The organism is Clostridium sp. MCC328, from assembly GCF_018785465.1.
GTDB classification, from domain to species: domain Bacteria; phylum Bacillota; class Clostridia; order Lachnospirales; family Lachnospiraceae; genus Pilosibacter; species Pilosibacter fragilis.
The window spans coordinates 1-22,082 of sequence record NZ_WQPW01000062.1; the positions used below are offsets into that span (position 1 = coordinate 1).

Here is a 22,082-nt window from a genome sequence, read left to right on the forward strand (position 1 = left end):
ATACTACCAATCTCTGGGCCTGGCTGCATAGGAAATGATATCTTTGAGATAAATGTGTCAACCAATATTGACAATATCAAAACAACCCGAACGAGAGGATGCGTGCTGTTTCTATAACGAGCGTTTTACGCTCTTTTGCTGCGTACATACGTACCAGTAATGGGATTTACTCGACCTGCCGCCATTCCTCCGGTACGTACGTACACGGCGAATCTCCGTAAAACCCATTTATATGAGGTCGTACAATGGCTTCCACTCCCATGAATCCCCAAACCCGCCGTCCGGCAGAGTTGGTGATGTTGTTGCAATGCTCCAGATTGAATCTCCCGGCATTGGCAATCATGGCGTCGCTGAAGCTGCGGGCTTTCAGCGGAGCAAGGGAATTTTCCTCGCACCACATCCGGTAGATTTCATAGAAATCCTTGGAGCTAATGGACGCATCCGCTTTACGCCGGATGTATCCCTCCGATTCCATGAAATCAAAGATATTGTTGTTGTCACGCTTGACCGCTTCCCTGTTTTCCCGGATACGGTCACTCTCCGTAAACTGAAAGTTGTTGGCAACAAGCCGCTGTAAACCCTCCAATGCCCACAGGAAGATGCCCTCGGCTTCGGTTTTCATCTTCTCTGCAAGGTCAGGATCGTCAGCTCTGTCAGTAGGCTTTTCTTTGGTAGTCAGCACAAGCTGTCTGCGGTAAAATCCGTCACTGCGGTCATACAAGGCTTGCAGATCACCGTTGCTGAACGCAAGCAACCGGGCAAACATCCAGCCCTGATAACTCTGCTTGCCTTTGCGTTCCAAATCCATCTTGCCTTGTGCGGTCACGATGGATTTTACATAGTTGGTCTGGCGCAGGGCTTCCATCCGCATATCATCATCCACGCACAGCAGAATGTGTTCCAGATCGGCACGGGCGAAGCGGTTTTCGGAAATCTTGCCGATGCTGCCGTCTTTCATATTCGTGCCAAAGATAGCAGAAAGCACAGCTCCGATTTGGGATTTGCCCTCGCCGCCGTTGCCTTTAATCACCATCATGCGCTGCCCCTTGTTGGAGGGAATCAGGCAATAGCCGATAAACTCCTGCAAAGTTGGAATGTCCTCGACGTAAAGCAACCCATCCAGAAAGTTCAGCCAGATCACCGGCGCAGTAGCATCGGGATTGTAAGCAACCGGCAAACGGCTCCGCACGATAGCCGGTCTGCCCTCGGTAAATGTGCCGTTCAATAGCAGCGTACCGTTGGACAAATGAATCCGATCCTGCTCCGGTGGAAAGTCCGGCACTTGCGCTTCCAGTTTCAGCACTTCCAGAATGTTGGTGATCTTCCGGGGGATATTGTTTACGGCACAGAATTTCAGCTTGTCGTAAATCTCCCCACGCAGAGGAAGATCGTCCGTCACTCGACCATCGGGCGTGAAAAAAGCTCCGTTTGCGAAGATGATCCTGCGCTCTTGCAGAAATTCTTCACAAAACAGAGCTTCGTTGATGTTCTGCCCGTCAAACCACATGGGCAAGTTCATATCAGGCGTTTTCCGGTTCTTCGCCATGGTGCGCCACCTCCTTTTTCTTTCGTGCGGTATACTCTTGCAGAAAAGCAATTTTGCCGTCCTGCATCAGCTTGTCCACCAATGCCACCCGTTCTTCCAGATCACCCACCATCAGCACATCTGCCATATATTCGATATGGCAGTGCATCTGGCAGGCTTCCACAAAACGGTCATCCTGAGCATCTTCCGGTGTCTTGGGAGCATAGCGCACTTTCCAATCTTCCAACAGATGCAAATAATCCGTCAGCACCCGGAAGCACAGCATTTCATCCTCCCGGAACTGACGGATATAGGGACGCTTCGGCTTGACCATAGCTGCGGCAGTGGGCGGTTTCGGGTCAAGCCCGAAGTCCAAAGCCAGCTTTTGCGCTGCTTCATAACTGCTCAGATTGAACAGCCTTGCCACAAGGTCGATCACATCCCCTTTGGCTCCGCAGCCGAAGCAGAAAAAATAGTCCTCATTCAGCTTCAAGCTCGGATGCCTGTCGTTGTGGAACGGGCAGCAAGCCATGCCGTTGTGGCTCACTTTCAGCCCGTAGTGTTCGGCGGCTTGCTTGACGCTGATTGCCGCCTTGATGGTTTCATAGATTGTCATAGAAAACCCTCCGTTCATAATATTCTGGAAAGCACGAAGCACCCGCCGTGATTGGCAGGTGCTTCGCTCCTTCTATTATGGTTATGACGGATTTTTCAAAAAACAGGCTAATGACAGGACAATCCTGTTTCAAAAAACAGGACAACTTATCTGAGGACGTAGATTTCTTCACATTTACATGATATAATTAGAAAAATGAAAAAACAGGACAGGAGGGCAAGCATGAATCAAGAATTGATGACATTGGATTTCTGGCAGGATACGGTCATATATGAGAGCAAAACATTTCCTGTCGGTACGCTTGCCTGTGATGCACTGAATGTTCCTGTGAATACCATTGCAAAAATAAACGAGCAATGCGAGAAAATCAATCTGCTGCTTGGAATATTAAACGCCGGACAGGATGCTTCTGCACTCTGTCCTATTGCAAAGGAAGCTGCTCTGACGATGCTCGATATTCTCAGTCAAACACCGCCGTTCTCCTATATGAATATCTCAAAGCACAGAGAACGGATTGAAAAAGCCTTTACTGTGGACAATGCGCTGAAATATGTGGAGTTTGCCATAAAAGCCGCAACCAATTCTTTGCAATTTGAAGAAATCCAGAACTTTACCGATGCGATGATGCTCCAACGCTATACCGCAGTTTTCGGGCATCTGGCATACTCCCTTGGGGAATACCAAACGGCCATGCTTGATTTTGCAGAAAAAACAGACGGCAACGAAGCAGACCGCACCGCAGAGGGTTTTGCAAAAATGTTCGGCAGCTATTTCCCGCCGGAGTTTTCCATCACGGAAGGCAATGCCTGGATGTCTACCCTGAACAATTCCGTTCAGTATGTATCCGTCATCCGTCCCGGCGAAAAAGTTGCGAAGCTGGTCAAGCGGATGCACTATGTATCCTTTGTAGGGATGTTCCGGTCTGATCTCTTTGAGGGCCTGTGTGTTGGTCATGCACCGAAGAAATGCAAAATCTGCGGCAAGTGGTTTCTGACCACCAACGCACGGCACACCAAATACTGTGGCGGCTATGCACCGGGGGACAAGCTGCACCGCACCTGTCGGCAGATCGGCAACCTGAAAGGCAGAGAACAACGGGAGCTTGCGGACGATCATCCGGTGAAACAGATTTATGAGAAACGGCTGAACACCATAAACCGCTATGTGAAGCGTGGTACTCTGGACGCTGATCTTGCAGAGGTTATGAAAAAGCTGGCAAAAGATAAGATGCTCCGGGCATTGAGCAATGTAGCCTATGCCAAGGGAGCTTATGAAAAAGAAATGGACCAGGCGGCTTTGAAAAAGGAAGCAAGTGCAAAAATATACAAAGAAAGGGACAAACATGAATAGAAAAGAACTTAGTCAGAATCATTGGAAATACTACTTAATGCTCGAAAAGCGTTTTGTTGAATCAATAGAGTTTGTAGAACTACATGAGGACAATTTTGATGCATTTTCTAACGGATATGCCCTCTTAATTCAAGCCATAGGGGCAGAGTTGGATACTGTATTCAAAGAGTTTTGCGGTTTCAATACAACGGATCGAAAAACGGTTGCAGACTATGCACAGTATATTTTGACCAACACACCGGATATAAAAAATCAAAAAATCAGTGTACAGGAATACGATATCGAAATACAACCGTTTATGAATTGGGATATTACCCAGCCCGCACAGTCGTTGCAATGGTGGGGAGCATTTACAGATGTCAAGCACAACCGCTATGAGCAGTTGAAGCAAGCAAAGCAGGAGAATGTACTAAATATCTTGGGAGCTTTGTATTTGATAGAAATGTTGTACTTGAAGAAAATCACTGATGGGACAGACGAATTTGATGTGTTTGATGAATCTTCCAACTTGTTTAGTTTGAAAAACTGGACTTCTAAGGCTGTGCCGCTGAGCCAAGCTTTTGCCGTGCTAAGTGATATGATGGACGACGAAAATAATACTACTAACAAAAAGTTCGATGCATAATTACTGTCGATATTGATAGAGAAAGAACCGAAAGGAGGTGCGCTATGCTGAGTGATTTTTCATGGGACATGACCGGATACATACCAAAACACGCTGTCAATCCGCACGGTGACGGCATCATTCCTTATGCGGCAGAGCGCATCTTCCAACTGGAACCGGAGCCTCCAGCGGTGGGCAATCTGAACGAATATATCCTGTCTGCCTTGCAGGAAAAGAATTTGATATATTTCTCATTCTTCCTACACCACTACGAGCCGCAACTTAACAAGCGCATCAAAGACTTTCTCGGTGTGGATGGCGGCGATCTGTATGACACAGACCGATTTATAGATATAAAGCTCTCCTGCCGGGAGCAAATGCTCCAAAAGCTGATGGACTATGACCTTGCCAAGGGTGCAGAGTATGCTACATACATTTTCCCGTTCATCCGGGATGCTATGCTCCGTTTTCGCATGGGCGAAGAAAAATGGTCGGTGTCCTCTCTGACCAATTACAAAATGGTGCGGTCAATGGCTTGGCTGTACCACAATACCAAGGATGCGGTCAACGAATTTTCCAAGAAATACAACTGCGATCTTGCCCTTGCGGAAGAATATCTGAAAGTTGTCCGTGGAATCCGCAATCAGCAGCCATTCTATGTGACAGACGAGAACGGCGAGGAAACAGGCGAGGATGTAGCCCTTGACGATAGCTGGAACTATACCGATATCCTCTGGAACGGCATACAGGCAGAAAAGGTGCAGCGGGCATTTGAGAAACTGAATTACCGGGAGCAAACCTTGCTTGAAAAGCGGCTGGCGATCTGTATGACCTGTGGGCGTGTCGGCTCATGGAAGAACCGCCCCACCTTTGAAGAACTGGCGGTTATGTTTGAGGGCAGTACAGCCAGCGGTGCAGAACGAGCCTACCGAAAAGCAGTGGACAAGTTGACGGAATTGTTGGTTGCCGAGGGCGCAATCCATGCAGTCCGGCTAAAACAGAAATCCAAGATCAAGCGAAAAAAGAAAATCGCCGCCGCAATCTACGAATACCAAGCAGACTGCGACGGCGAATGGGGTAAGATTTCATTTGATTTTGAAAGCAGCACAGCAGAGATCATCCATCTTGCCGATTGGGATACGATAAAAACCAACCGCTTTACGAACAAGGCCGTAGCCTATCTTCTGAACTGTGAAAATGAGAAACTACCAAAGGAAACAATGGTGGCATTTGAACCATAAAAAGAAAAACCGCTACAACATCCATCCCACTTTGGAATGAGAATTGCAGCGGTTTATTTGCTGGGAACTAATTATTCGATATTTGTGATTTCCCAATCATCATTTACCAGATGGGTAAATCCTTTGTTTTCTTCTTCATCTGGAATTGATGCTGTCCAGATGATTTCTCCGTTTTCACCCAGGGCAGTTATTGTTAATCCTCGCAGATCAGTGTAGCCATCGAGATTTTCGAGCCAGATGCGTTCGCCTTTCTTGAGCAGAGAACCATCTGCATTTTCAAAGCCGCCACTGGAATTTGGCATTGAAAGCTTGATGCTCTTAACGCCTTCAGAGCCAATGGTCAGATAAAACTTAGAAATTTCATCCTCTATGGACGGGAACTGGATTTTCTGTCGTGCTTCTTCGGTAGCAAAGATCCACCACTTGCCATTCATAAAGAGTTCAATGGTTCCCTCAGTTGCCCCGTATTGATAACCATATCCTGTACCAAAATTGGATTGATTGTCAACGCTGGGCTGTTTATTTCCATCAACCTGGGATGTGATTTCTCCATCCATAACACCACATCTTGCTTCTATTTTGCTTTCATGGCCAGTATCAAGATACAGTGTCCCGTTCACCATAACCATAGGGATTAAGTCCCATGTTTCGGTTTGCTTTATAACCTTGATTCCATAAACATCCGCAATTCGTGCAGGATAAGTTTCAAGGATTTCACCGGAGTATTCAATTTCAATCACATCTCCGATTTCAGGTTCTGGTGATGGATGAGCATTTCTGATAGGTACTTCAATTCGGTCTGCACTATTCAGTTCCCAGCTACCTTCAACAGGCTTCACAAGATAATAACCATTATGATCTTCCAGAATTTCAGCTTGGAAAACCTGATGCGCTTCGTTGGAAAAACCTTCAATCTGAATACAATTATTCTTGAAAACCAATCGACCAGTTTCTACCAGTTCATCAGTATTATATTTCTTTTTATCTACATAGAGGTATCCGTCAGCTTCATTAAATCTGAGGGTAAAATCGAAATATCCTCGATCAGACAGTTCATAGCTTGCTCCGTTTGCATAGTCATAGATGGTGACACGGTTATCAATCATGCCAGATCCCCAACTGATTGTAGAACACAACTCAGGCAAGCCGTCGCCGGTGAGGTCGCAGAAATAGGCGTTCCAGATGGGCATCCCGGTATACAACGAAGTGATTTCGTTACCCGTAACAGCCATCATTTCTCCATAAGTCCAACGGAAAGTCACATCCGGGAACTCTGGAAGATTAATCTCATGGCGACCACCCCACTGCATCTCATCTGGTGTTTCAAGATAGTCAAACCATTTTGTAACAGACGGTACAGGTTCAGCAACTGCGACATCTCCTCCCACACAGATTCTACTCAAATAATCTTGGAACTCTCCGTCGGATACAACATACCGTTCTCCGTTCCACTCGATATCTACCATATCATTGTCGGAGAGAGAATAACCGTTTATCCGGATATATGTGCCATCCTCCAGGAGTGCGCTGATTTGATATCCCGGTGTGAATCCACCATATTCGTCGCTCTTCTTCGTGTTCTTGACCCCGGCCAGCCGAGAACTCAACTCACTAATCTGTGCGGGATTCATTTCAATAGCCACCGCGTCATCCGCATTTCGCATATCAAAATGATTTGCAGAAACGATGGTGTGTGTTGCTTCATCGAATTGGAATCCCATCGGGTTGGTCAAAAAGCAGACCGCAACGATCACACAGGCAATGACTGCCAGAATAATAATCCAGAACGCAGGTTTCTTATAATTCATCACAGACTTCACACGATCTTTAACACCAACTTCACCAAAGGCAAGTGGGCAGGCCGCAATCATGCGACGGTTGACGCTGCAGACCACAAGAGCCTGTGTATAGTCGGCTCTCTGTTCGTTGCCAAGTTCCTTGATGACCTTTTCATCACAGGCAAACTCAATGTCACGGCAAAGAAGTACATAAGCCAACCACATCAAAGGATTGAACCAATGAATCGTCAGCAGGAGAAAACCAAGAGGCTTCCACCAATGGTCTTTGCGGCGAATGTGCGCCTGTTCGTGGGCAACAACGTGCTCCAGATCCTGACCATTCATGTTGAACGGGAGATAGATTCTCGGTTTGATAATGCCCAGGACAAACGGAGAACTTACATTCTCACTCTGGAAAATGTTGCCCTTGTAGCGAACAGCGGTATCCACTTTACGACATAGGCGCCAATAACTAACTGCGGTATACAAGAGAAGGGCGCCGACACCAATCAACCAGATAATATTCAAAATCGGAATCCAAATCTGAAGCGGGTTTGCACTCGTCAATACATGCTGTGGTGGGGCAAATGAGGATAGAACAGGATTGACCACACTATTGATCGCCGGAACACCGCTGTCTATTGTGGGTTTGGCCGCCATTTCAATATCCAACGGAATTGTTTCTGAACTTGGGATAAGGCTTAATGCGCTCTCAAAAGAGAGCGGGCAAATCAATCTGACAGCCACGATACCCCAAAGCAGAACATTGACCCACTTGGGAGCTTTCTTCAAAACAAGCCTGAGTATCAGCACAGCCAGGATAAGCCAGCTTGCAGATATACTCATGTTGATAATTTTCAAAAAGAGTTCGTTCATTGTGAACCTCCTTTCCTGATGCGGTCGATCATGCGCTGTACCTCATCAAGCTCATCTTCGGACATAGCCTGATGCTTTGTAAAAGCAGCGATAAAGGCAGGCAGAGAACCCTCGAATTTTTTCTCAACCAGTTCATCGATCTCACACGCCTGGGCTTCATCTTTGGAAACGAGAGAAGTAACAGTGCCATTGTCGTTCTTCAGCACACCACGCTCTCCAAGACGCTTGATAACGGTATAAGTCGTAGTCCTTTTCCATCCGAGTTGATCCTGGCACAGCTTTACAAGCTCGACAGCAGTAACCGGCTCATGCTCCCACATAATCAAACAAAAACGATATTCACTTTCGTGAATCTTCGGAAAATCCATATTCACGCCCTCCCTGTCTACACCATTAGACTTTACACATAGTCTACCGCATTAGACAGCCAAAATCAATAGAGTTCACAGAAAAGATACAAAAAAATTGCCCGCAGAATTTCTCCCACGGGCAAAGTGTTGGTTAGCTATCAAGCGGTTTGTATTCAGTTACAGTTTTCAAATAGGTTTCGGGATTACCGTTCAGTATCAAATCAGCATATCCAATCGGATCATTGTAGATCAGATAGTCCAGTTCTGACCGCTGATACATATTATCGGCAACCTCATTCTCCACGGCGATGGTATCAATGGCAATCATGCTGCCATCTAAAAATTTCAGTTCCACACAAGCGGTATCCATGTTAAACTCACAAGAAATCAATCTATCCATAAGAAACCTCCATTTTGCGGGATGTTAGATCATCCCAAAATATTTGAATGCTTCTCGGATTGCTTTCTCTTTTTCCGGCGGACACATGGGCTGTCTGGAATCCTCGGACTTCGGCAAATTGTAATTCTTGCCAACTTCAATCCCACATTTCCTCTTAATCTGTGAGATATAAAGGTTGGATACCTTTAACCCGCTATGCTCCAGCACATAGTCTTTGATCTGGGTGTAGGTTGCCCCATCCTGAAATTCGGACATATCCATATCTTCCAAAGAGAACTCAACCCGAATCTTTTTCGAGTCGACCTCACCCTTGGAAAGCAAGACAACCGTCTCCACATGGCTGGTGGCCGGGAACTGGTCCACAGCCCATGCCTTCTCCGCCCTATACCCTTTCTTCTTAAAATACGCCAGATCTCTCGCCAGCGTCTCTGGATTGCAGGACACATAGACCACGCGGTCCGGATTCAAGATCGCTACAGCATCCATGAATTCTTCTGTGCTTCCGCTTCTCGGCGGATCCATAAATACCACATCGGCATGAGCGTTCTGGGAGGCCATCTGGACCATGAATTTTCCGGCATCGTTGTTGTAGAAGCGGATGTTTTTCTCGCCGTTTGCCTTCGCGTTTGTTACGGCATCCCGGACGGCATCCTTGTTTAACTCGACGCCAATGACTTCCTTCGCGGCAGACGCTGCGACGATTCCGATGGTTCCGATTCCGCAGTAGGCGTCAACAACGGTCTCTTTTCCGGTGAGTCCTGCTGCCTCGATCGCCAGGTTGTAGAGCTTCTCCGTCTGAACCGGGTTGATCTGGTAGAATGATTTTGAGGAGATCCGGAATTTCTTGCCACAGAGGACATCGACAATAAATCCAGGTCCGTAAAGCACATGTTCCTTTTCCCCGAGGACCATGCTGGTGTCGCGGCCATTTACGTTCTGCACCACGGTCGTGATCTCCGGGTGAATCTTGCGGAGCGCCTTCACGAAGTTGTTCTTCGACGGGAACACCGGGGATGCGGTGATCAGGACTACCATGATCTCCCCTGTGGCATGGGCGGTGCGCACCAGGACATGGCGCAGGAAGCCGTATCCAGTATCCTCATCGAATACCTTCATTTTGAAGGAGGGAAGAAGTTCACGGATCGTTCCGATGATCTCGTCCGCCTTTTTGTTCTCGATCAGGCATGTCTCCACCGGGAGAACCGTGTGGGTTCCCTCTTTATATACACCGGAGATGATATGACCTTTCCTGTCGCGGGCCATGACTGCATGGACCTTGTTCCGGTAATGGAACGGGTCGTCCATGCCGATGATCTCCTCGACCCTGCAGAACGGGCGGAGAAGCTCGGAGACTTCTTTCTTTTTGTGCTCTAACTGCTTCTCATATGGCATATCCAGATACTGACAGCCGCCGCAGGTCTTGAAATGTGGACAGAGGGATTTTTTCCGCTCTGTTTTTGCTTCTGCCTGGACAGATGCATTTTTTCCTCGAACATGTGCTGTTTTGCGGTCATCCTGGCGTTTGGATGCGGATGCCGCCTTCTTTTTGTCACCAGCGTTCACGTTTTTCTCCCCTGTAGGATTCCATGCTCCGCCATACTTTTTTTCTAATTTTTCATCAATATATCCCAGCTTTTTTTCTACACTTTTATCCGGATTTCCGTAGTTTCTTCCGTTTCTTTTCTCTGTACCGCTGACGAAATTCTGCGTTTCTTTTCTTCCGCTATTTCTTTCGGTCTTCCCGTTCACATTTCTTCCATTATTCCCGTTTCTGCCAGCGTTCTCTTTCTTCCAGCTCTTCTTTCCATTCTCCCCGGCACCTTTAAACTTCTTTTCCCTGTATTCCATAATAAATATTTCTCCATTCTTATCTGAAACATTCCGCTTGATTCCCGGAATGCGGATGATTATAATAACACATAAAGTATAGCGTTTTTTCCCGGAATATTCCACTGAAACTTTTTACCTGGGACAATTCCGGCCGTTATACACAGTTAGACATTTTCTGAGCTGAAAATACTGCATGAAACATGCAGATTTTGCCGGCTTAGAATACAAAACATCAGTAAAATCAGTTGTAACTGTTCCTCACATTTTCAAGAAAGGACGCAGCATCTGGACACTCCAGACACTGCCGGAAAACAAATCATGAATAATGAATCAAATACCCGTGTTGCCGAATCCGGACGCCCGAAGGACGTCACCGGACGAATCGAGACCGAGATCCGCACCTACGATCTCCTGGACTCCTTAAATATCCCCTATATACGCTTCGACCATGAAGCCGCATTCACCATCGACGCATGCAACGGTGCAGACGAAGTCCTTGGGATCCATATCTGCAAGAACCTTTTCCTCTGCAACGCCCAGAAGACGAAGTTCTACCTCCTCCTGATGCCGGGGCATAAGAAATTCAAGACGAAGGTTCTCTCCAAACAGATCGGTTCTGCGAGACTTTCTTTTGCGGATGATGACCATATGAAGGAATATCTCGGCCTGACTCCCGGATCTGTCAGCATCATGGGACTCATGAATGACCTGGAGGACCATGTAAAGCTTCTGATCGATTCTGATGTCCTAAAGGACGAATATTTCGGCTGCCATCCGTGTATCAACACCACAAGCATGAAGCTCAAAACGTCCGATATCATAGAGAAATTTCTCCCGGCTGTTCATCACGAGCCGACGATCGTGGATCTTCCATGGGAAGAATAAAAACAGAATTTTTCCACCAACAATCGTAAGTACCAGTTTTCCCACTTGTTAAAATCACCTGTAGAATCCATTAGCAGGAATTGTTTATTAATGTATACTATAAATGAGCAAATTTGAAAAACTGCACTATTAAGTCTTTCACATGCAGACATGAAGAATATTAAACGAATCAATGTCCGTGTTACATGCACAATAAGTCATAATTTTTGTGCACTTTTCGGTATTTGCTCATTTATAGAATGTATATCTAAAAAGAAGAACAGGAACGCAGATCTCATCAAGAGACCGCGTCCCCGTTCTTCTTTTTTATCCTTTATTCTATCCTGAAACCTTTATCCGCTCACTGCGCATTTCCGCAGAAAACGTACCATTTTCCCGGCCGTCAGTATCCAAAATGTGCTGATCTGCCGCCCGTTCCCCGGAAGCTCCGGTTTTACTGCATCACACCATTTGCATCAAACGTATAGCTGACGCCATCGATCGTCATCGTCGAGCCTGTCACCATAGCACCTAACTCAGACGGATCCAGATAATACCAGTATCCATCCGGATTGATCCAGCCGCTCATTCTTCCGCCGTCACGGTAGAAGTACCATTTGCCGCTCTCATTCTTCCACTCACCGGTATCCACCGCGGTTCCCTTAGTGGCTTTCGGAGCGTAATCCTTGTAAGCGAATTCCAGGCATACATTTCCGTTGATTCCATTTACATGCCCCTTATCCGTACACTGCCAGATTGTGCGGCCCTCATATGTACCGTCCGCGCCGTATCTCGCAAGCCAGATATCATAGTGGATCTGCTTTGTGTCCATCTCGGTCGTAAATTTGCTGTAGTCGCTGTATACGATCGGTGTGTAGCCTGCCGCAGCGATCGTATCACAGAATGCGTTTACCACATCTGTGAGCTCCTGAACCGAAAGCTCCAGGATATATTTTGACTCTACATCCACAGCGATCGGATACTTTACATTGTATCCGGATACTTTTTCTACAGCATATTTCGCAGCCGCCTTCGCTTCCTCCACAGTTTTCGTCTGAAGATAAACATACGGAGCTGCCTGAACTCCGTTGTCCAAAGCACCCTTCATATTTTTCTCATAATTCGGATCCATGGTGTAACCACCCTCATATCCGTAAGACATCATCTTAATAAAAGCGAACGATATATCATCTGCCGCAACTTTCGCCCAGTCGATATCTCCCTGCCATTTTGCAACACTGATGCCGCGGAGAAGCGCTCCCTCTATTGTTTTTCCATTATTGTCCACATAAACACCATTTACCTTTTTCCATGCATTTGCAGGATCCGTTACACTGGTATCCGTGGATGCCTTATTCTGCTCATCATAACCCGGTCCAATTTCATCCGCAAACGCGGTAAAACTGCCCTGTGTGATCATTATTGCCGCAAGGACTGCTGCCATATATCGAAACTTTTTCTTAAACATTCGGATTCCGCCTTTCTTCTCTACCCGTATTTCATTCCTTAAATATTTTCCATCTTAAAAACTGCACAAGAAACCGTTGCAACTATGAAGGTACCGAACAGCTGCAAACAGTTTTCTTTAAGTCTTCACAAGTATACTACAATTCCCCTCTTTTTTTATTAAGAACCTCTTACATTTTCATTGTCACACCTCTAAGACTTTGTGGCAAAATTTCGTCCAGGATAAAAGCCGCCAGTTTCCGGACAGCCTTCCCTGTGCCGCAAAAACAAAAGAACCCTTGAAAACCAAGGGTTCCGGCGCGGAGACGGAGGGATTCGAACCCTCGTACCGGGATGAACCGATAAACGCATTTCGAGTTAGAGTCGCTATCCGGACTTTGAAGGAAAACGGCGGAAACTCACGGACAATGCGAGAGTTTGCAAACCCTTGAAAAATCAGCATTTTTCCGCCATTGAAGGTCGGAAATCCCGAAAGCCCAGACAGAGCAAGGAGTTCGAAAGAAATCCGGATTTAGGGAGAAAAAAGCCCGTTGGGGAGAAGATGGGGAGAACTCGGGGAGAAATCACAGTCCAGTGCAGATGACACCTACCGATACCGAACATCAAAATCAAGGTGGTTATCCGCATGACTGAAAGCATGAAATATTACGAATCCATCCGTCGCAAATACCCTGAGGCGGTCTCGAAAGATCAGTTCTACCAGATCGCCCATATCAGCAAAGCAACTGCTCTGCACCTTCTGCAAAACGGTTTAGTCCCGTGCAAAGATACGGGCAAGAAAACTCGCCGGTACACAATCCGCACCGACGATATAATCTTCTATTTGATTGACCGGGAGCTTCACCCGGAAGTCTATCGCGCACCGGATCGCTGGTATCAGGAACGGTCTGGTCATTACAATTCGCGTGTCACCTATCGGAATGAACTGACGAGGCTGTCCGAAGAGGAACGAGCCAGCTTTCGAAAATACATGGAAGACGAGTTTTGTCAGTACGGTGATCTGCTGACCATCGTTGAAGTGGCTGAGGCAATCGGCTACTGCGATACTTCGCTTTATCGCTGGTGCAACGCCAAGAAGCTCAAATCATTCAATATCTCCGGAAAGTTCCTTATACCAAAGATCAGCCTCGTAGATTTCCTCGTTTCTCAGTACAGCTTCGACATTACACGAAAAACTTGGAAGCACACGCTGCTCATCAAAAGTTTTCTTGATAGACTTGATACAACAGAATAATTCGTATAGCAAAGCCCCGTTATTGCACTGCGCATAGCAGAACAATAACGGGGCTTATTTTTTGTCAAATTGGAGGTCAAGGCAATGAACACAAGAGATTCTGCCAAGGCATTTGACGCCTTGATGCAGGAAACGCCGTATTCCCATTTCGATAGCGGCTGCGAGGGCATTATACCGGAATGCCGTACTTGCCGCTTTCATCGCCCCTTCTGGAAATATCAGTCCTGCGTGTTTGCAGAGTGTCCCTACTGCTGCAATCCCGTTTCTACCCTCAAAAATCAAAGTGGCACATCTGCTGCCGGAAAGGAAGCCAATCATGGATAACAAAATCGAAGTCTTCAAGAATGAACAGTTTGGAGAAATCCGAACAGCCCTGATCGAAAACGAGCCGTGGTTTGTGGCGGTAGACGTGTGCAGGGCTTTGGAGATCGGCAATTCGTCACAAGCCATTTCACGGCTGGATGCGGACGAGAAGATGATTACCCTCATTTCAAATGAGGGTAATCAACGAGGCAATCCCAACATGACGGTGGTGAACGAACCTGGACTTTACACGCTTATTCTGAGCAGCCGTAAGCCCGAAGCCAAAGCCTTCAAACGCTGGATCACACATGATGTCATCCCCATGATCCGCAAGACCGGCGGCTACATGACGGACTCCCTTCTGGAACGCATTCAGAAGGAACCTGCGGTCATTGTAGAGTTTGCTCAGGCGTTGATTCTGGAAAAGAATCGTGTGAAGGCTCTTGAGCGTGAGCTGAACACGGCGAAGCCCAAAGCTGATTACTACGACGCCTTCATCAATCCGGATGACTGCACCAATATCCGAACGACGGCGAAGGAAATGAAAATCCCGGAGCGCAAGTTCGTCCAGTTCCTTCTCAAAGAAAAGTACCTGTTCCGCTCTCCTTCCGGGCAGCTTCTTCCCTACAACAAGGACAGCAATGCCGGACTGTTCATCGTCCGCGATTTTGTGACGTTCTGCTACACCGGTTCTCAGACCTACTTCACGCCGAAGGGCAAGGAGGTCATCCGAATGAAGTTCCAGAAAAAGTGCGGCGAAGAGCTGCTTCCCAAGATAGCAAGGTGATTTTCGTGGCAGTCTATCGCGTAAACAAGAATCGTGGCTATACCGTCATGGCGAACTTCCACCTCCGAGACAAGAGCCTGTCACTCAAGGCAGTCGGGCTACTCTCAAAGATGCTTTCGTTTAATGATGGCTGGAAGTTCTCAACCAAGGGACTTTCTGCAATCTGCAAGGAAGGTCCGGATGCCATTCTCTCCGCGCTCCGTGAGCTTGAAAAGCACGGCTACCTTGTCCGGCACCGGCAGAGAGACGGTAAAGGCAGGATGAGCAGCACAATCTTTGAGATATACGAAGAGCCGCAGGAGTCCACGCCAGAACGGGAAATGCCACACACGGAAAATCCATGTGTGGAGAAGCCAGATGTGGATAATCCACGTGGGGATAAGTCCGCACAAATAAATACTGATCAAGTAATTACCCAAGAAAGAAATACTCTCTCAAAGAACTATCAATCCATCAATATTGATGTGATGGACAGGATGGATGAGCGAAGCGAGTATGAAGAGATTATCAAAGAGAATCTTGACTACGACATTCTCTGTCAGGATCCGAAGTTCGATAAAGACCGCTTCCGGGAGATCATGGACATCATGCTGGATGCCGTCTGTTCCACTGCGCCGACCATCCGCATCAATGGCGAGGATATGCCGCAGCAAGTAGTCAAATCCCGCTTTCTCAAGCTGAATAGTAGCCACATTGAGTACGTTCTGGAAGCAATGAACAAGAACCCGTCAGACATCCGTAATATCCGGGCGTACCTGTTGACCGCTCTGTATAACGCCTCTCTGACGATAGACAATTACTACTCCGCCCTCGTCAATCATGATTTCTACGGGCAGGACAGATCGGCAGGGTCAAAGAAGCCGAAGACCTACGATTATAGCCTTTGTGAAGACACTCTTTAATGAATACCATCGTGAGCAATGCTCGGAAAGGAGGACAGTGTAAATGAAAAGCATCTATCGCCGGATTGTGCCGCCTTAGCTTCGGCAGCAGTCCCCATAATCATTCCAACGAAAGGAGGTAAACGCCGCAATGCAGGATGAAGTCAACACCAAAGTTGTTGCAATCATGATCAAGGGCGGCAAAATCTCAGCCGAGGTGCTGAAAAAGGCACTGGACAAGTTCGTTCAGGAGATCGAGAAGGCAAAGAAGCAGATGCAGCAGCCCAAAACCTATCGCGGCAAGCAGTCCATCAAGCATCTGATGAGCCAGAACGCCGCCATCTCCAACATCGAAGTGACGGATGGCAACATCAAGTCCTTTGAGCGGACTGCCAGCAAATACGGTCTGGACTTTGCGCTCAAAAAGGACGTTTCCGTAGAGCCGCCCAGCTATCTTGTCTTCTTCAAGGGTCGGGACGTTGATGTCATGACCGCCGCCTTCAAGGAGTTCTCCGCCAAAACCGTCAAGCAGAAGGAACAGCCGTCCATCCGGCACAAGCTGGATCAGGAGAAAGCTCAGAGCAAGGCGCAGCACAAGGAGAAGGTCAAGGTCAAAACCAAGGATCGGGGTGTGGAGCTGTGAACAAGCCCGATGTGAAGAAGCTCATTCTTCTGAACCTTCCGTATGTCTTCGCCTTCTACTTTGCGGATAAGATTGCCGCCGTGTTCCGACTTGCACCCGGCACGGCGTTCATCGACAAGCTGACAAACGGATTTGCCGTGTTCGGTACTGCCTTCGCAAATCCGCTGCCCAGCTTTCATCCCGTCGATCTGCTCATCGGTCTGTCGGCTGGCGTGCTGCTCAAGCTGGCAGTTTACGTCAAGGGTAAGAACCGCAAGAAGTTCCGGCAGGGCGAAGAGTACGGCTCTGCCCGTTGGGGTAAGCCGGAGGACATCAAGCCGTACATGGACCCGGAGTTTTCCAACAATGTCATTCTGACGCAGACGGAGTTCTTGACCATGAACAGCCGTCCGAAACAGCCGAAGTACGCTCGAAACAAGAACATACTCGTCATCGGCGGTTCCGGCTCCGGCAAGACAAGGTTTTTTGTAAAGCCAAATCTGATGCAGATGCACAGTTCATACGTTGTCACCGACCCGAAGGGTACAGTGCTGGTGGAGTGCGGTAAAATGCTTGAAAAGGGCGGCTACATTATCAAGTCGCTGAACACCATCAATTTCCGGAAATCCATGCACTACAACCCTTTTAGCTACATCCGCAGCGAGAAGGACATCCTCAAGCTGGTCAATACGATCATCGTCAACACGAAGGGAGACGGCGATAAGTCCGGCGAAGATTTTTGGGTAAAGGCGGAAAAGCTCTACTACACAGCTCTCATCGGCTACATCTGGTACGAGGCACCCGACCACGAGAAAAACTTTACTACCCTGCTCGAAATGATCAATGCCTCAGAAGCCAGAGAGGACGATGAGACCTTCAAGAACCCCGTGGATGTCATGTTCGATGAGCTGGAAGCCCGCGATCCTGACCATTTTGCGGTCAAGCAATACCGCAAATACAAGCTGGCGGCTGGCAAAACCGCGAAGTCGATCCTGATTTCCTGCGGTGCAAGGCTTGCGCCCTTCGACATCGCAGAGCTGCGGGAACTGATGAGCTACGATGAGATGGAGCTGGACACCATCGGAGACCGGAAGACGGCGCTGTTCGTCATCATTTCCGATACCGATGACACCTTCAATTTCGTCGTGGCAATCATGTATTCCCAGCTCTTCAACCTTTTGTGCGATAAAGCAGATGACGTTTACAACGGTCGGCTTCCCGTTCATGTGCGCTGTCTGCTCGATGAGTTTGCGAACATCGGTCAAATCCCGAAGTTTGATAAGCTCATCGCCACCATCCGAAGCCGGGAAATCTCGGCGTCAATCATCTTGCAGTCCCAGTCTCAGCTCAAGACCATCTACAAGGACGCGGCGGACACCATCACGGGCAACTGCGACTGCACACTTTTTCTTGGCGGCAAGGAGAAATCGACCCTCAAGGAAATCAGCGAGGTGCTGGGCAAGGAGACAATCGACCTTTACAACACCTCAGAAACCCGTTCCAACAACAACTCTTATGGCTTGAACTATCAGAAGACCGGCAAGGAACTGATGTCTCAGGACGAGATTGCCGTCATGGACGGAGCCAAGTGTATTTTACAGCTTCGAGGCGTGAGACCTTTTCTCAGTAACAAATACGACATTACGAAGCATCCAAAGTACCGGCAGCTCTCCGACTATAACAAGCGGAACGCCTTTGACATCGAAAAATATCGGCAGCACAAACTGGTAGTCAAGCCCGATGACACATTCGACCTCTATGATATGGGCGAGGTCGATGCAGATTAAAGCCCCGTCGCTGCACTGCGCAGTGGGTAAAGCCTGATGGCTCATCCCAAAGCAGAACAGCGACGGGGCTTCTTTTTTTATGCCCATTTTCAAAAATACACACTCAACTTTCATCGATTCAAGGAGGAAAATCTATGGCTTTTATCAATCAGGCTGTCACGGTTCTTCAGACGCTCGTTATCGCCCTCGGTGCCGGTCTCGCGGTGTGGGGTGTTATCAACCTCATGGAAGGCTACGGCAACGACAATCCGGCGGCTAATGCTTATGTGCGGTAAAGTAACACAAAACATAAACAGACAATCATCCCCTCTATTCCATAAAAATTTTTCACATTTTAAGTGCTCGGTAGAAGAATGGTCATATTGAACAATAAAGCATTACTTAAATTTAATAATCTATACAAAATAGATATTCACTATTGAAATCAAGGGAATAAATGTATATAATATTAGTGCCAATAGCAAATTGGACTTATGCAAAGGAGGATTTCTATGAGATTATTAAATTCATGCCGATTCAAGAAATTTTGTTCACTTTTGACAGTAATGCTTTTAATGCTATTCAGTGTAATTCCTGCATCAGCAGCAGAGTTATCTACTGATGAAAAAGCAGAAGTGCTTGTAGGGACGGAGTATGCTATAGAGATTCCTTCTTCTATGGCAGATAATACAGTTGCAATATCTGTAGATGACATTATGGAGCATTCCACTGTTACCACTTATGGTGCTTCTATGGAAGGTTCATATGAATCTGAAAAATATGATGCAGGATTGCCAGGATATACATTCCAGATTATATTTGATTGGAAAGCAGCAGTAAATTCTAGTGGGGATTATATTTTTGACAAAATTACTAATGCCAAAGTCACAACATATAAAAATGATATAATCTGTGCTATGACCTGGGGATACAGTAGTTATAAAGTGACAAAAAATACATACTCAATTAGCAGTAACAAAAAGAGTATAACATTTAATACAACATATGACTTTGAGTATATCATGAAAGACGATCCGCTTGCTCATATTTATAATAGCACAGAGTCGCATACATATACAATTCAGTTAAATGACATTATCTAGTAGGATGGAAAGGTGGTATAAGTTTATGAAAAAACAATTTGGGGCTTTGTTCTTATCTTTAGTTATGGTAATTGGATGTAGTTCTACAGCGTTAGCTGCTGAAGTGGGAATTGAAAGAAATACTTTTTCGGAAAAAGCTGGAGAAGTTGTCTGGATAACAAATAGCGATATTGATACATTTGACGCTATTCTTGATACATCTCCAGAAGTTATAGATAATTTCTTTGATTCACAAGGGATTCTAGTTGTTACTGGAAATAATACGGATGAACCTTTGAACTTGGAAGAAAAACTAAATCTTCCGGTAACAGCCGCAGATACTGAGCTTGCATTTGCTTCTAATGATGATGCTATTATTGATCCAGGTATTGATATTGCTACAATTTATTATAAACATGGCAATGTTTTTTCTGTTCACGAAATCAATGTTGGAAGCAATGATACGGTAGATAGAAATGCACTTATTGAAGAAGTTATATCCGAAGTAAAAGATAATCAAGCACAACCTATTGCTACTCGTGCAAGTGGTTCCTTGATTGGGGAAAAGGATTATACATATACTAGAGAACCTAAAGGAAAAATGACTGCATACTATGATGTTTATACCGTCCAAAATTTTAATTCCAGAGATCACTATATCATAAAGGCAAATGTTACTGGTATGCCAGGATGTGACTTAGGCGGTGCTTATGAGACGAAATACCAAGGCGAGGATTTGGATGTAACGCTTTCAACTTCGTCTTCTAGTGTAACTGTTGATGATTATGGTCCAGAAAGAGTTGCAAATACCGGCTCGGTAGGTGTAAATGTAGGAGGTACTTTAGGCGAAGATATTTCATTAGAGCTAGGCTTGAGTTGGACACAAAATACAACAGATACAAATATTGATGTATCTGTATCTACATCTGGTGTAACATGGAATACAGCTTTAAGTGGAGGTGCTCAAAAGGCTGCATTTACATTTAAACCGGGAATTAACTTCCAATGTCCTTCTAATAAATCGAGCGTCTCGGTTACTGCTAATGCAAGTTACACGCTTGATTCGTGGGATAGTGGAAGAGAAGAAATTTCTTTGAACAAATCGTTCACTTGTTATCCAGACAGAGTAAGTTGAGGATAGCGATATGAAGAAGTATTTTATAAAAATTCTCTGTGGAGTTGTATATTTGGTGTCATTTATAGCATTGGGGATGATTTTTGTTAATTTGATGCCTAAAAATGATTTGTTTTATGTTGACTCCAATAATAGTGATATTGTATATGTCATCTTGTATGTGGGAAGTGTTATTTCTTTTCAGATTGGGGCTATGAATTATCGTCTAAAAGGCACTGACAAAAAATAAAATAATAAATCCAATCTTATTGACATTGGTATGGAAAGGGGTTTCGCCTATTGTAGTAGACGAAACCCTTTCATATTTCAATGGTTATTCTTCACAGAATTACATTATATTATTTTTTCAAAATTGAATACTTCCCGCCCTGTAGCGATACATGAAGCAGTAAATCCGAAAAAGATTTGCTGCTTTTTTTGCACCCATTTTGGGCAAATCGGGAAAGTAGCGATACTGGTATGTGAGCAAGGAAATTTCCCGTTTTCTATCAGACAGCGGGCAAAACGCAGCTTCCGAAACGCCTTATTGTCGGGAAAGACCGAGCCGCCGGAAAAGTTCTTGCCGGAAAGTCCGTCCATTCTGCTCTTTTGTGGTTTGTAGGGAGTAAGGGGGAAAATGCCAGCCCGCCGCCTTTTATGAAAAAAGCTGGTTATAGATTTCCCGAAAAAGTGGCAGTAGCAAGTGAGGACAATCCAGCAGCTCTTTATAAAAAAAGCTGGTTGCGATTTTCTGAAAAAGTGGCAGTAGGAAGTGAACAGCAGTCCGGCAGTTTCTTAGAGCAAGATTCTACCGCAGTACCAAAATTCGCTTTTCGCTCATTTTGCCCCTGCGGGAATCTTGTTGGGGAGTGCCTTCCCCAAACCCTGCTAATGCGGCTTACGCCGCTTAAAAATCCCTCAAAATATTTTTTCGGATTTTTCAAAAACAGTTCCGCTTCACACCCTGTTTTTCTCCTATTAGTGAGAGGACACCACGCACAGCCGAAAGGAGGTTTTTACCATGCGAAAACGATATAACACGCCGCACCGCAGCCGGGTAGTCAAGACCCGCATGACCGAGGAAGAATACGCCGAGTTTGCGGAAAGGCTTTCTGCCTACAACATGAGCCAAGCCGAGTTTATCCGGCAAGCCATAACCGGGGCAGCCATACGCCCCATCATAACTGTTTCCCCCGTCAACGACGAGCTGCTTGCCGCTGTCGGGAAGCTGACCGCCGAATACGGTAGGATCGGCGGCAACTTAAACCAGATAGCCCGGACACTGAACGAGTGGCACAGCCCCTACCCGCAACTTGCCGGGGAGGTACGGGCGGCGGTTTCCGACCTTGCTGCCCTAAAGTTTGAAGTCTTGCAGAAAGTGGGTGACGCTGT

The 22,082-nt window shown here is 46.4% G+C and carries 22 protein-coding genes and 1 pseudogene; 16 read left to right on the forward strand and 7 right to left on the reverse strand.

Annotation, left to right across the window (positions count from 1 at the left end; translation table 11 throughout):
• Positions 1 to 166: 166 nt before the first annotated feature.
• Together GPK83_RS09710 and GPK83_RS09715 are read right to left on the reverse strand one after the other, a co-directional pair.
• A complete protein-coding gene (locus GPK83_RS09710) occupies positions 167 to 1,546 on the reverse strand; it encodes a phage/plasmid primase, P4 family (protein WP_117515291.1) in 1,380 nt (459 codons plus the stop codon).
• Positions 1,521 to 2,141 (reverse strand): CHC2 zinc finger domain-containing protein, encoded by a 621-nt coding sequence (locus GPK83_RS09715; protein ID WP_215704663.1) that lies wholly within the window; start codon positions 2,139 to 2,141, stop codon positions 1,521 to 1,523. The genes GPK83_RS09710 and GPK83_RS09715 overlap by 26 nt, the downstream gene beginning before the upstream one ends.
• 222 nt (positions 2,142 to 2,363) lie before the next feature.
• Between GPK83_RS09715 and GPK83_RS09720 the strand changes: the two genes are divergently transcribed.
• From GPK83_RS09720 to GPK83_RS09730, 3 genes are read left to right on the forward strand one after another with little or no spacing between them, the layout of a single operon-like run.
• Complete coding sequence (locus GPK83_RS09720) at positions 2,364 to 3,491, forward strand: DUF6076 domain-containing protein (RefSeq protein WP_039996407.1); 1,128 nt, start codon at positions 2,364 to 2,366, stop codon at positions 3,489 to 3,491.
• Positions 3,484 to 4,116 carry a hypothetical protein gene (locus GPK83_RS09725; RefSeq protein ID WP_021683574.1) on the forward strand — a complete coding sequence of 211 codons (633 nt, stop codon included), beginning with the start codon at positions 3,484 to 3,486 and terminating at the stop codon, positions 4,114 to 4,116. Before GPK83_RS09720 ends, GPK83_RS09725 begins: the two co-directional genes overlap by 8 nt.
• Positions 4,117 to 4,160: 44 nt before the next feature.
• Positions 4,161 to 5,336 carry a hypothetical protein gene (locus GPK83_RS09730; RefSeq protein ID WP_215704664.1) on the forward strand — a complete coding sequence of 392 codons (1,176 nt, stop codon included), beginning with the start codon at positions 4,161 to 4,163 and terminating at the stop codon, positions 5,334 to 5,336.
• 71 nt (positions 5,337 to 5,407) lie between these two features.
• Here the strand turns inward: GPK83_RS09730 and GPK83_RS09735 are convergent, their stop codons facing one another.
• The 4 genes from GPK83_RS09735 to rlmD all read right to left on the reverse strand — a co-directional run bounded on the left by GPK83_RS09735 (position 5,408) and on the right by rlmD (position 10,588).
• Positions 5,408 to 7,990 (reverse strand): M56 family metallopeptidase, encoded by a 2,583-nt coding sequence (locus tag GPK83_RS09735; protein WP_158356995.1) that lies wholly within the window; start codon positions 7,988 to 7,990, stop codon positions 5,408 to 5,410.
• Positions 7,987 to 8,358 (reverse strand): BlaI/MecI/CopY family transcriptional regulator, encoded by a 372-nt coding sequence (locus GPK83_RS09740; protein WP_007488105.1) that lies wholly within the window; start codon positions 8,356 to 8,358, stop codon positions 7,987 to 7,989. The genes GPK83_RS09735 and GPK83_RS09740 overlap by 4 nt, the downstream gene beginning before the upstream one ends.
• A gap of 133 nt (positions 8,359 to 8,491) precedes the next feature.
• A complete protein-coding gene (locus GPK83_RS09745; protein WP_007488104.1) occupies positions 8,492 to 8,740 on the reverse strand; it encodes a DUF6061 family protein in 249 nt (82 codons plus the stop codon).
• Positions 8,741 to 8,764: 24 nt separating this feature from the next.
• Positions 8,765 to 10,588 (reverse strand): 23S rRNA (uracil(1939)-C(5))-methyltransferase RlmD, encoded by a 1,824-nt coding sequence (gene rlmD, locus GPK83_RS09750; RefSeq protein WP_215704665.1) that lies wholly within the window; start codon positions 10,586 to 10,588, stop codon positions 8,765 to 8,767.
• 300 nt (positions 10,589 to 10,888) lie between these two features.
• Between rlmD and GPK83_RS09755 the strand changes: the two genes are divergently transcribed.
• Complete coding sequence (locus GPK83_RS09755) at positions 10,889 to 11,455, forward strand: prolyl-tRNA synthetase associated domain-containing protein (RefSeq protein ID WP_215704666.1); 567 nt, start codon at positions 10,889 to 10,891, stop codon at positions 11,453 to 11,455.
• Positions 11,456 to 11,888: 433 nt separating this feature from the next.
• On the opposite strand, the gene GPK83_RS09760 is transcribed toward GPK83_RS09755, so the two are convergent.
• On the reverse strand, positions 11,889 to 12,902 hold the full coding sequence (locus GPK83_RS09760; protein ID WP_215704667.1) for a GH25 family lysozyme: 1,014 nt from the start codon (positions 12,900 to 12,902) through the stop codon (positions 11,889 to 11,891).
• A 624-nt stretch (positions 12,903 to 13,526) separates the two neighbouring features.
• Between GPK83_RS09760 and GPK83_RS09765 the strand changes: the two genes are divergently transcribed.
• From GPK83_RS09765 to GPK83_RS09820, 12 genes and pseudogenes are all read left to right on the forward strand, one after another.
• A complete protein-coding gene (locus tag GPK83_RS09765) occupies positions 13,527 to 14,135 on the forward strand; it encodes a helix-turn-helix domain-containing protein (protein ID WP_215704668.1) in 609 nt (202 codons plus the stop codon).
• Between the two features lie 84 nt (positions 14,136 to 14,219).
• Positions 14,220 to 14,459, forward strand: coding sequence for a hypothetical protein (locus tag GPK83_RS09770; RefSeq protein WP_215704669.1), 240 nt, complete (start codon positions 14,220 to 14,222; stop codon positions 14,457 to 14,459).
• Positions 14,452 to 15,225 carry a BRO family protein gene (locus GPK83_RS09775; RefSeq protein ID WP_215704670.1) on the forward strand — a complete coding sequence of 258 codons (774 nt, stop codon included), beginning with the start codon at positions 14,452 to 14,454 and terminating at the stop codon, positions 15,223 to 15,225. Before GPK83_RS09770 ends, GPK83_RS09775 begins: the two co-directional genes overlap by 8 nt.
• Positions 15,222 to 16,127 carry a DUF6017 domain-containing protein gene (locus GPK83_RS09780; RefSeq protein WP_215704671.1) on the forward strand — a complete coding sequence of 302 codons (906 nt, stop codon included), beginning with the start codon at positions 15,222 to 15,224 and terminating at the stop codon, positions 16,125 to 16,127. The genes GPK83_RS09775 and GPK83_RS09780 overlap by 4 nt, the downstream gene beginning before the upstream one ends.
• A 130-nt stretch (positions 16,128 to 16,257) precedes the next feature.
• Positions 16,258 to 16,749 carry a PcfB family protein gene (locus tag GPK83_RS09785; RefSeq protein WP_215704672.1) on the forward strand — a complete coding sequence of 164 codons (492 nt, stop codon included), beginning with the start codon at positions 16,258 to 16,260 and terminating at the stop codon, positions 16,747 to 16,749.
• On the forward strand, positions 16,746 to 18,515 hold the full coding sequence (locus GPK83_RS09790; protein WP_215704673.1) for a type IV secretory system conjugative DNA transfer family protein: 1,770 nt from the start codon (positions 16,746 to 16,748) through the stop codon (positions 18,513 to 18,515). The genes GPK83_RS09785 and GPK83_RS09790 overlap by 4 nt, the downstream gene beginning before the upstream one ends.
• Before the next feature lie 134 nt (positions 18,516 to 18,649).
• Positions 18,650 to 18,778: pseudogene (locus tag GPK83_RS09795) on the forward strand (Maff2 family protein); the annotation flags it as partial.
• 228 nt (positions 18,779 to 19,006) lie between these two features.
• A complete protein-coding gene (locus GPK83_RS09800) occupies positions 19,007 to 19,597 on the forward strand; it encodes a hypothetical protein (protein WP_215694319.1) in 591 nt (196 codons plus the stop codon).
• Between the two features lie 25 nt (positions 19,598 to 19,622).
• Positions 19,623 to 20,711, forward strand: a complete 1,089-nt coding sequence (locus GPK83_RS09805) for a hypothetical protein (RefSeq protein ID WP_215694321.1) — start codon at positions 19,623 to 19,625, stop codon at positions 20,709 to 20,711.
• 10 nt (positions 20,712 to 20,721) lie between these two features.
• Positions 20,722 to 20,940, forward strand: a complete 219-nt coding sequence (locus GPK83_RS09810) for a hypothetical protein (protein ID WP_215694323.1) — start codon at positions 20,722 to 20,724, stop codon at positions 20,938 to 20,940.
• A 407-nt stretch (positions 20,941 to 21,347) separates the two neighbouring features.
• Complete coding sequence (locus GPK83_RS09815) at positions 21,348 to 21,728, forward strand: hypothetical protein (RefSeq protein ID WP_215694327.1); 381 nt, start codon at positions 21,348 to 21,350, stop codon at positions 21,726 to 21,728.
• A partial coding sequence (locus GPK83_RS09820; protein ID WP_215704679.1) for a plasmid mobilization relaxosome protein MobC occupies positions 21,712 to 22,082 on the forward strand: 371 nt, incomplete at its 3' end. The genes GPK83_RS09815 and GPK83_RS09820, both read left to right, overlap by 17 nt.

Bases quoted from the DNA above. Each gene is read 5' to 3' on its own strand.
- GPK83_RS09745 (WP_007488104.1), bottom strand. From the start codon at position 8,740: ATGGATAGATTGATTTCTTGTGAGTTTAACATGGATACCGCTTGTGTG.
- GPK83_RS09710 (WP_117515291.1), bottom strand. From the start codon at position 1,546: ATGGCGAAGAACCGGAAAACGCCTGATATGAACTTGCCCATGTGGTTT.
- GPK83_RS09755 (WP_215704666.1), top strand. From the start codon at position 10,889: ATGAATAATGAATCAAATACCCGTGTTGCCGAATCCGGACGCCCGAAG.
- GPK83_RS09785 (WP_215704672.1), top strand. From the start codon at position 16,258: ATGCAGGATGAAGTCAACACCAAAGTTGTTGCAATCATGATCAAGGGC.
- GPK83_RS09805 (WP_215694321.1), top strand. From the start codon at position 19,623: ATGAAAAAACAATTTGGGGCTTTGTTCTTATCTTTAGTTATGGTAATT.
- GPK83_RS09770 (WP_215704669.1), top strand. From the start codon at position 14,220: ATGAACACAAGAGATTCTGCCAAGGCATTTGACGCCTTGATGCAGGAA.
- GPK83_RS09800 (WP_215694319.1), top strand. From the start codon at position 19,007: ATGAGATTATTAAATTCATGCCGATTCAAGAAATTTTGTTCACTTTTG.
- GPK83_RS09775 (WP_215704670.1), top strand. From the start codon at position 14,452: ATGGATAACAAAATCGAAGTCTTCAAGAATGAACAGTTTGGAGAAATC.
- GPK83_RS09765 (WP_215704668.1), top strand. From the start codon at position 13,527: ATGACTGAAAGCATGAAATATTACGAATCCATCCGTCGCAAATACCCT.
- GPK83_RS09815 (WP_215694327.1), top strand. From the start codon at position 21,348: ATGAAAAAAGCTGGTTATAGATTTCCCGAAAAAGTGGCAGTAGCAAGT.
- GPK83_RS09760 (WP_215704667.1), bottom strand. From the start codon at position 12,902: ATGTTTAAGAAAAAGTTTCGATATATGGCAGCAGTCCTTGCGGCAATA.
- GPK83_RS09735 (WP_158356995.1), bottom strand. From the start codon at position 7,990: ATGAACGAACTCTTTTTGAAAATTATCAACATGAGTATATCTGCAAGC.
- GPK83_RS09720 (WP_039996407.1), top strand. From the start codon at position 2,364: ATGAATCAAGAATTGATGACATTGGATTTCTGGCAGGATACGGTCATA.
- GPK83_RS09740 (WP_007488105.1), bottom strand. From the start codon at position 8,358: ATGGATTTTCCGAAGATTCACGAAAGTGAATATCGTTTTTGTTTGATT.
- GPK83_RS09725 (WP_021683574.1), top strand. From the start codon at position 3,484: ATGAATAGAAAAGAACTTAGTCAGAATCATTGGAAATACTACTTAATG.
- GPK83_RS09715 (WP_215704663.1), bottom strand. From the start codon at position 2,141: ATGACAATCTATGAAACCATCAAGGCGGCAATCAGCGTCAAGCAAGCC.
- GPK83_RS09730 (WP_215704664.1), top strand. From the start codon at position 4,161: ATGCTGAGTGATTTTTCATGGGACATGACCGGATACATACCAAAACAC.
- rlmD (WP_215704665.1), bottom strand. From the start codon at position 10,588: ATGGAATACAGGGAAAAGAAGTTTAAAGGTGCCGGGGAGAATGGAAAG.
- GPK83_RS09810 (WP_215694323.1), top strand. From the start codon at position 20,722: ATGAAGAAGTATTTTATAAAAATTCTCTGTGGAGTTGTATATTTGGTG.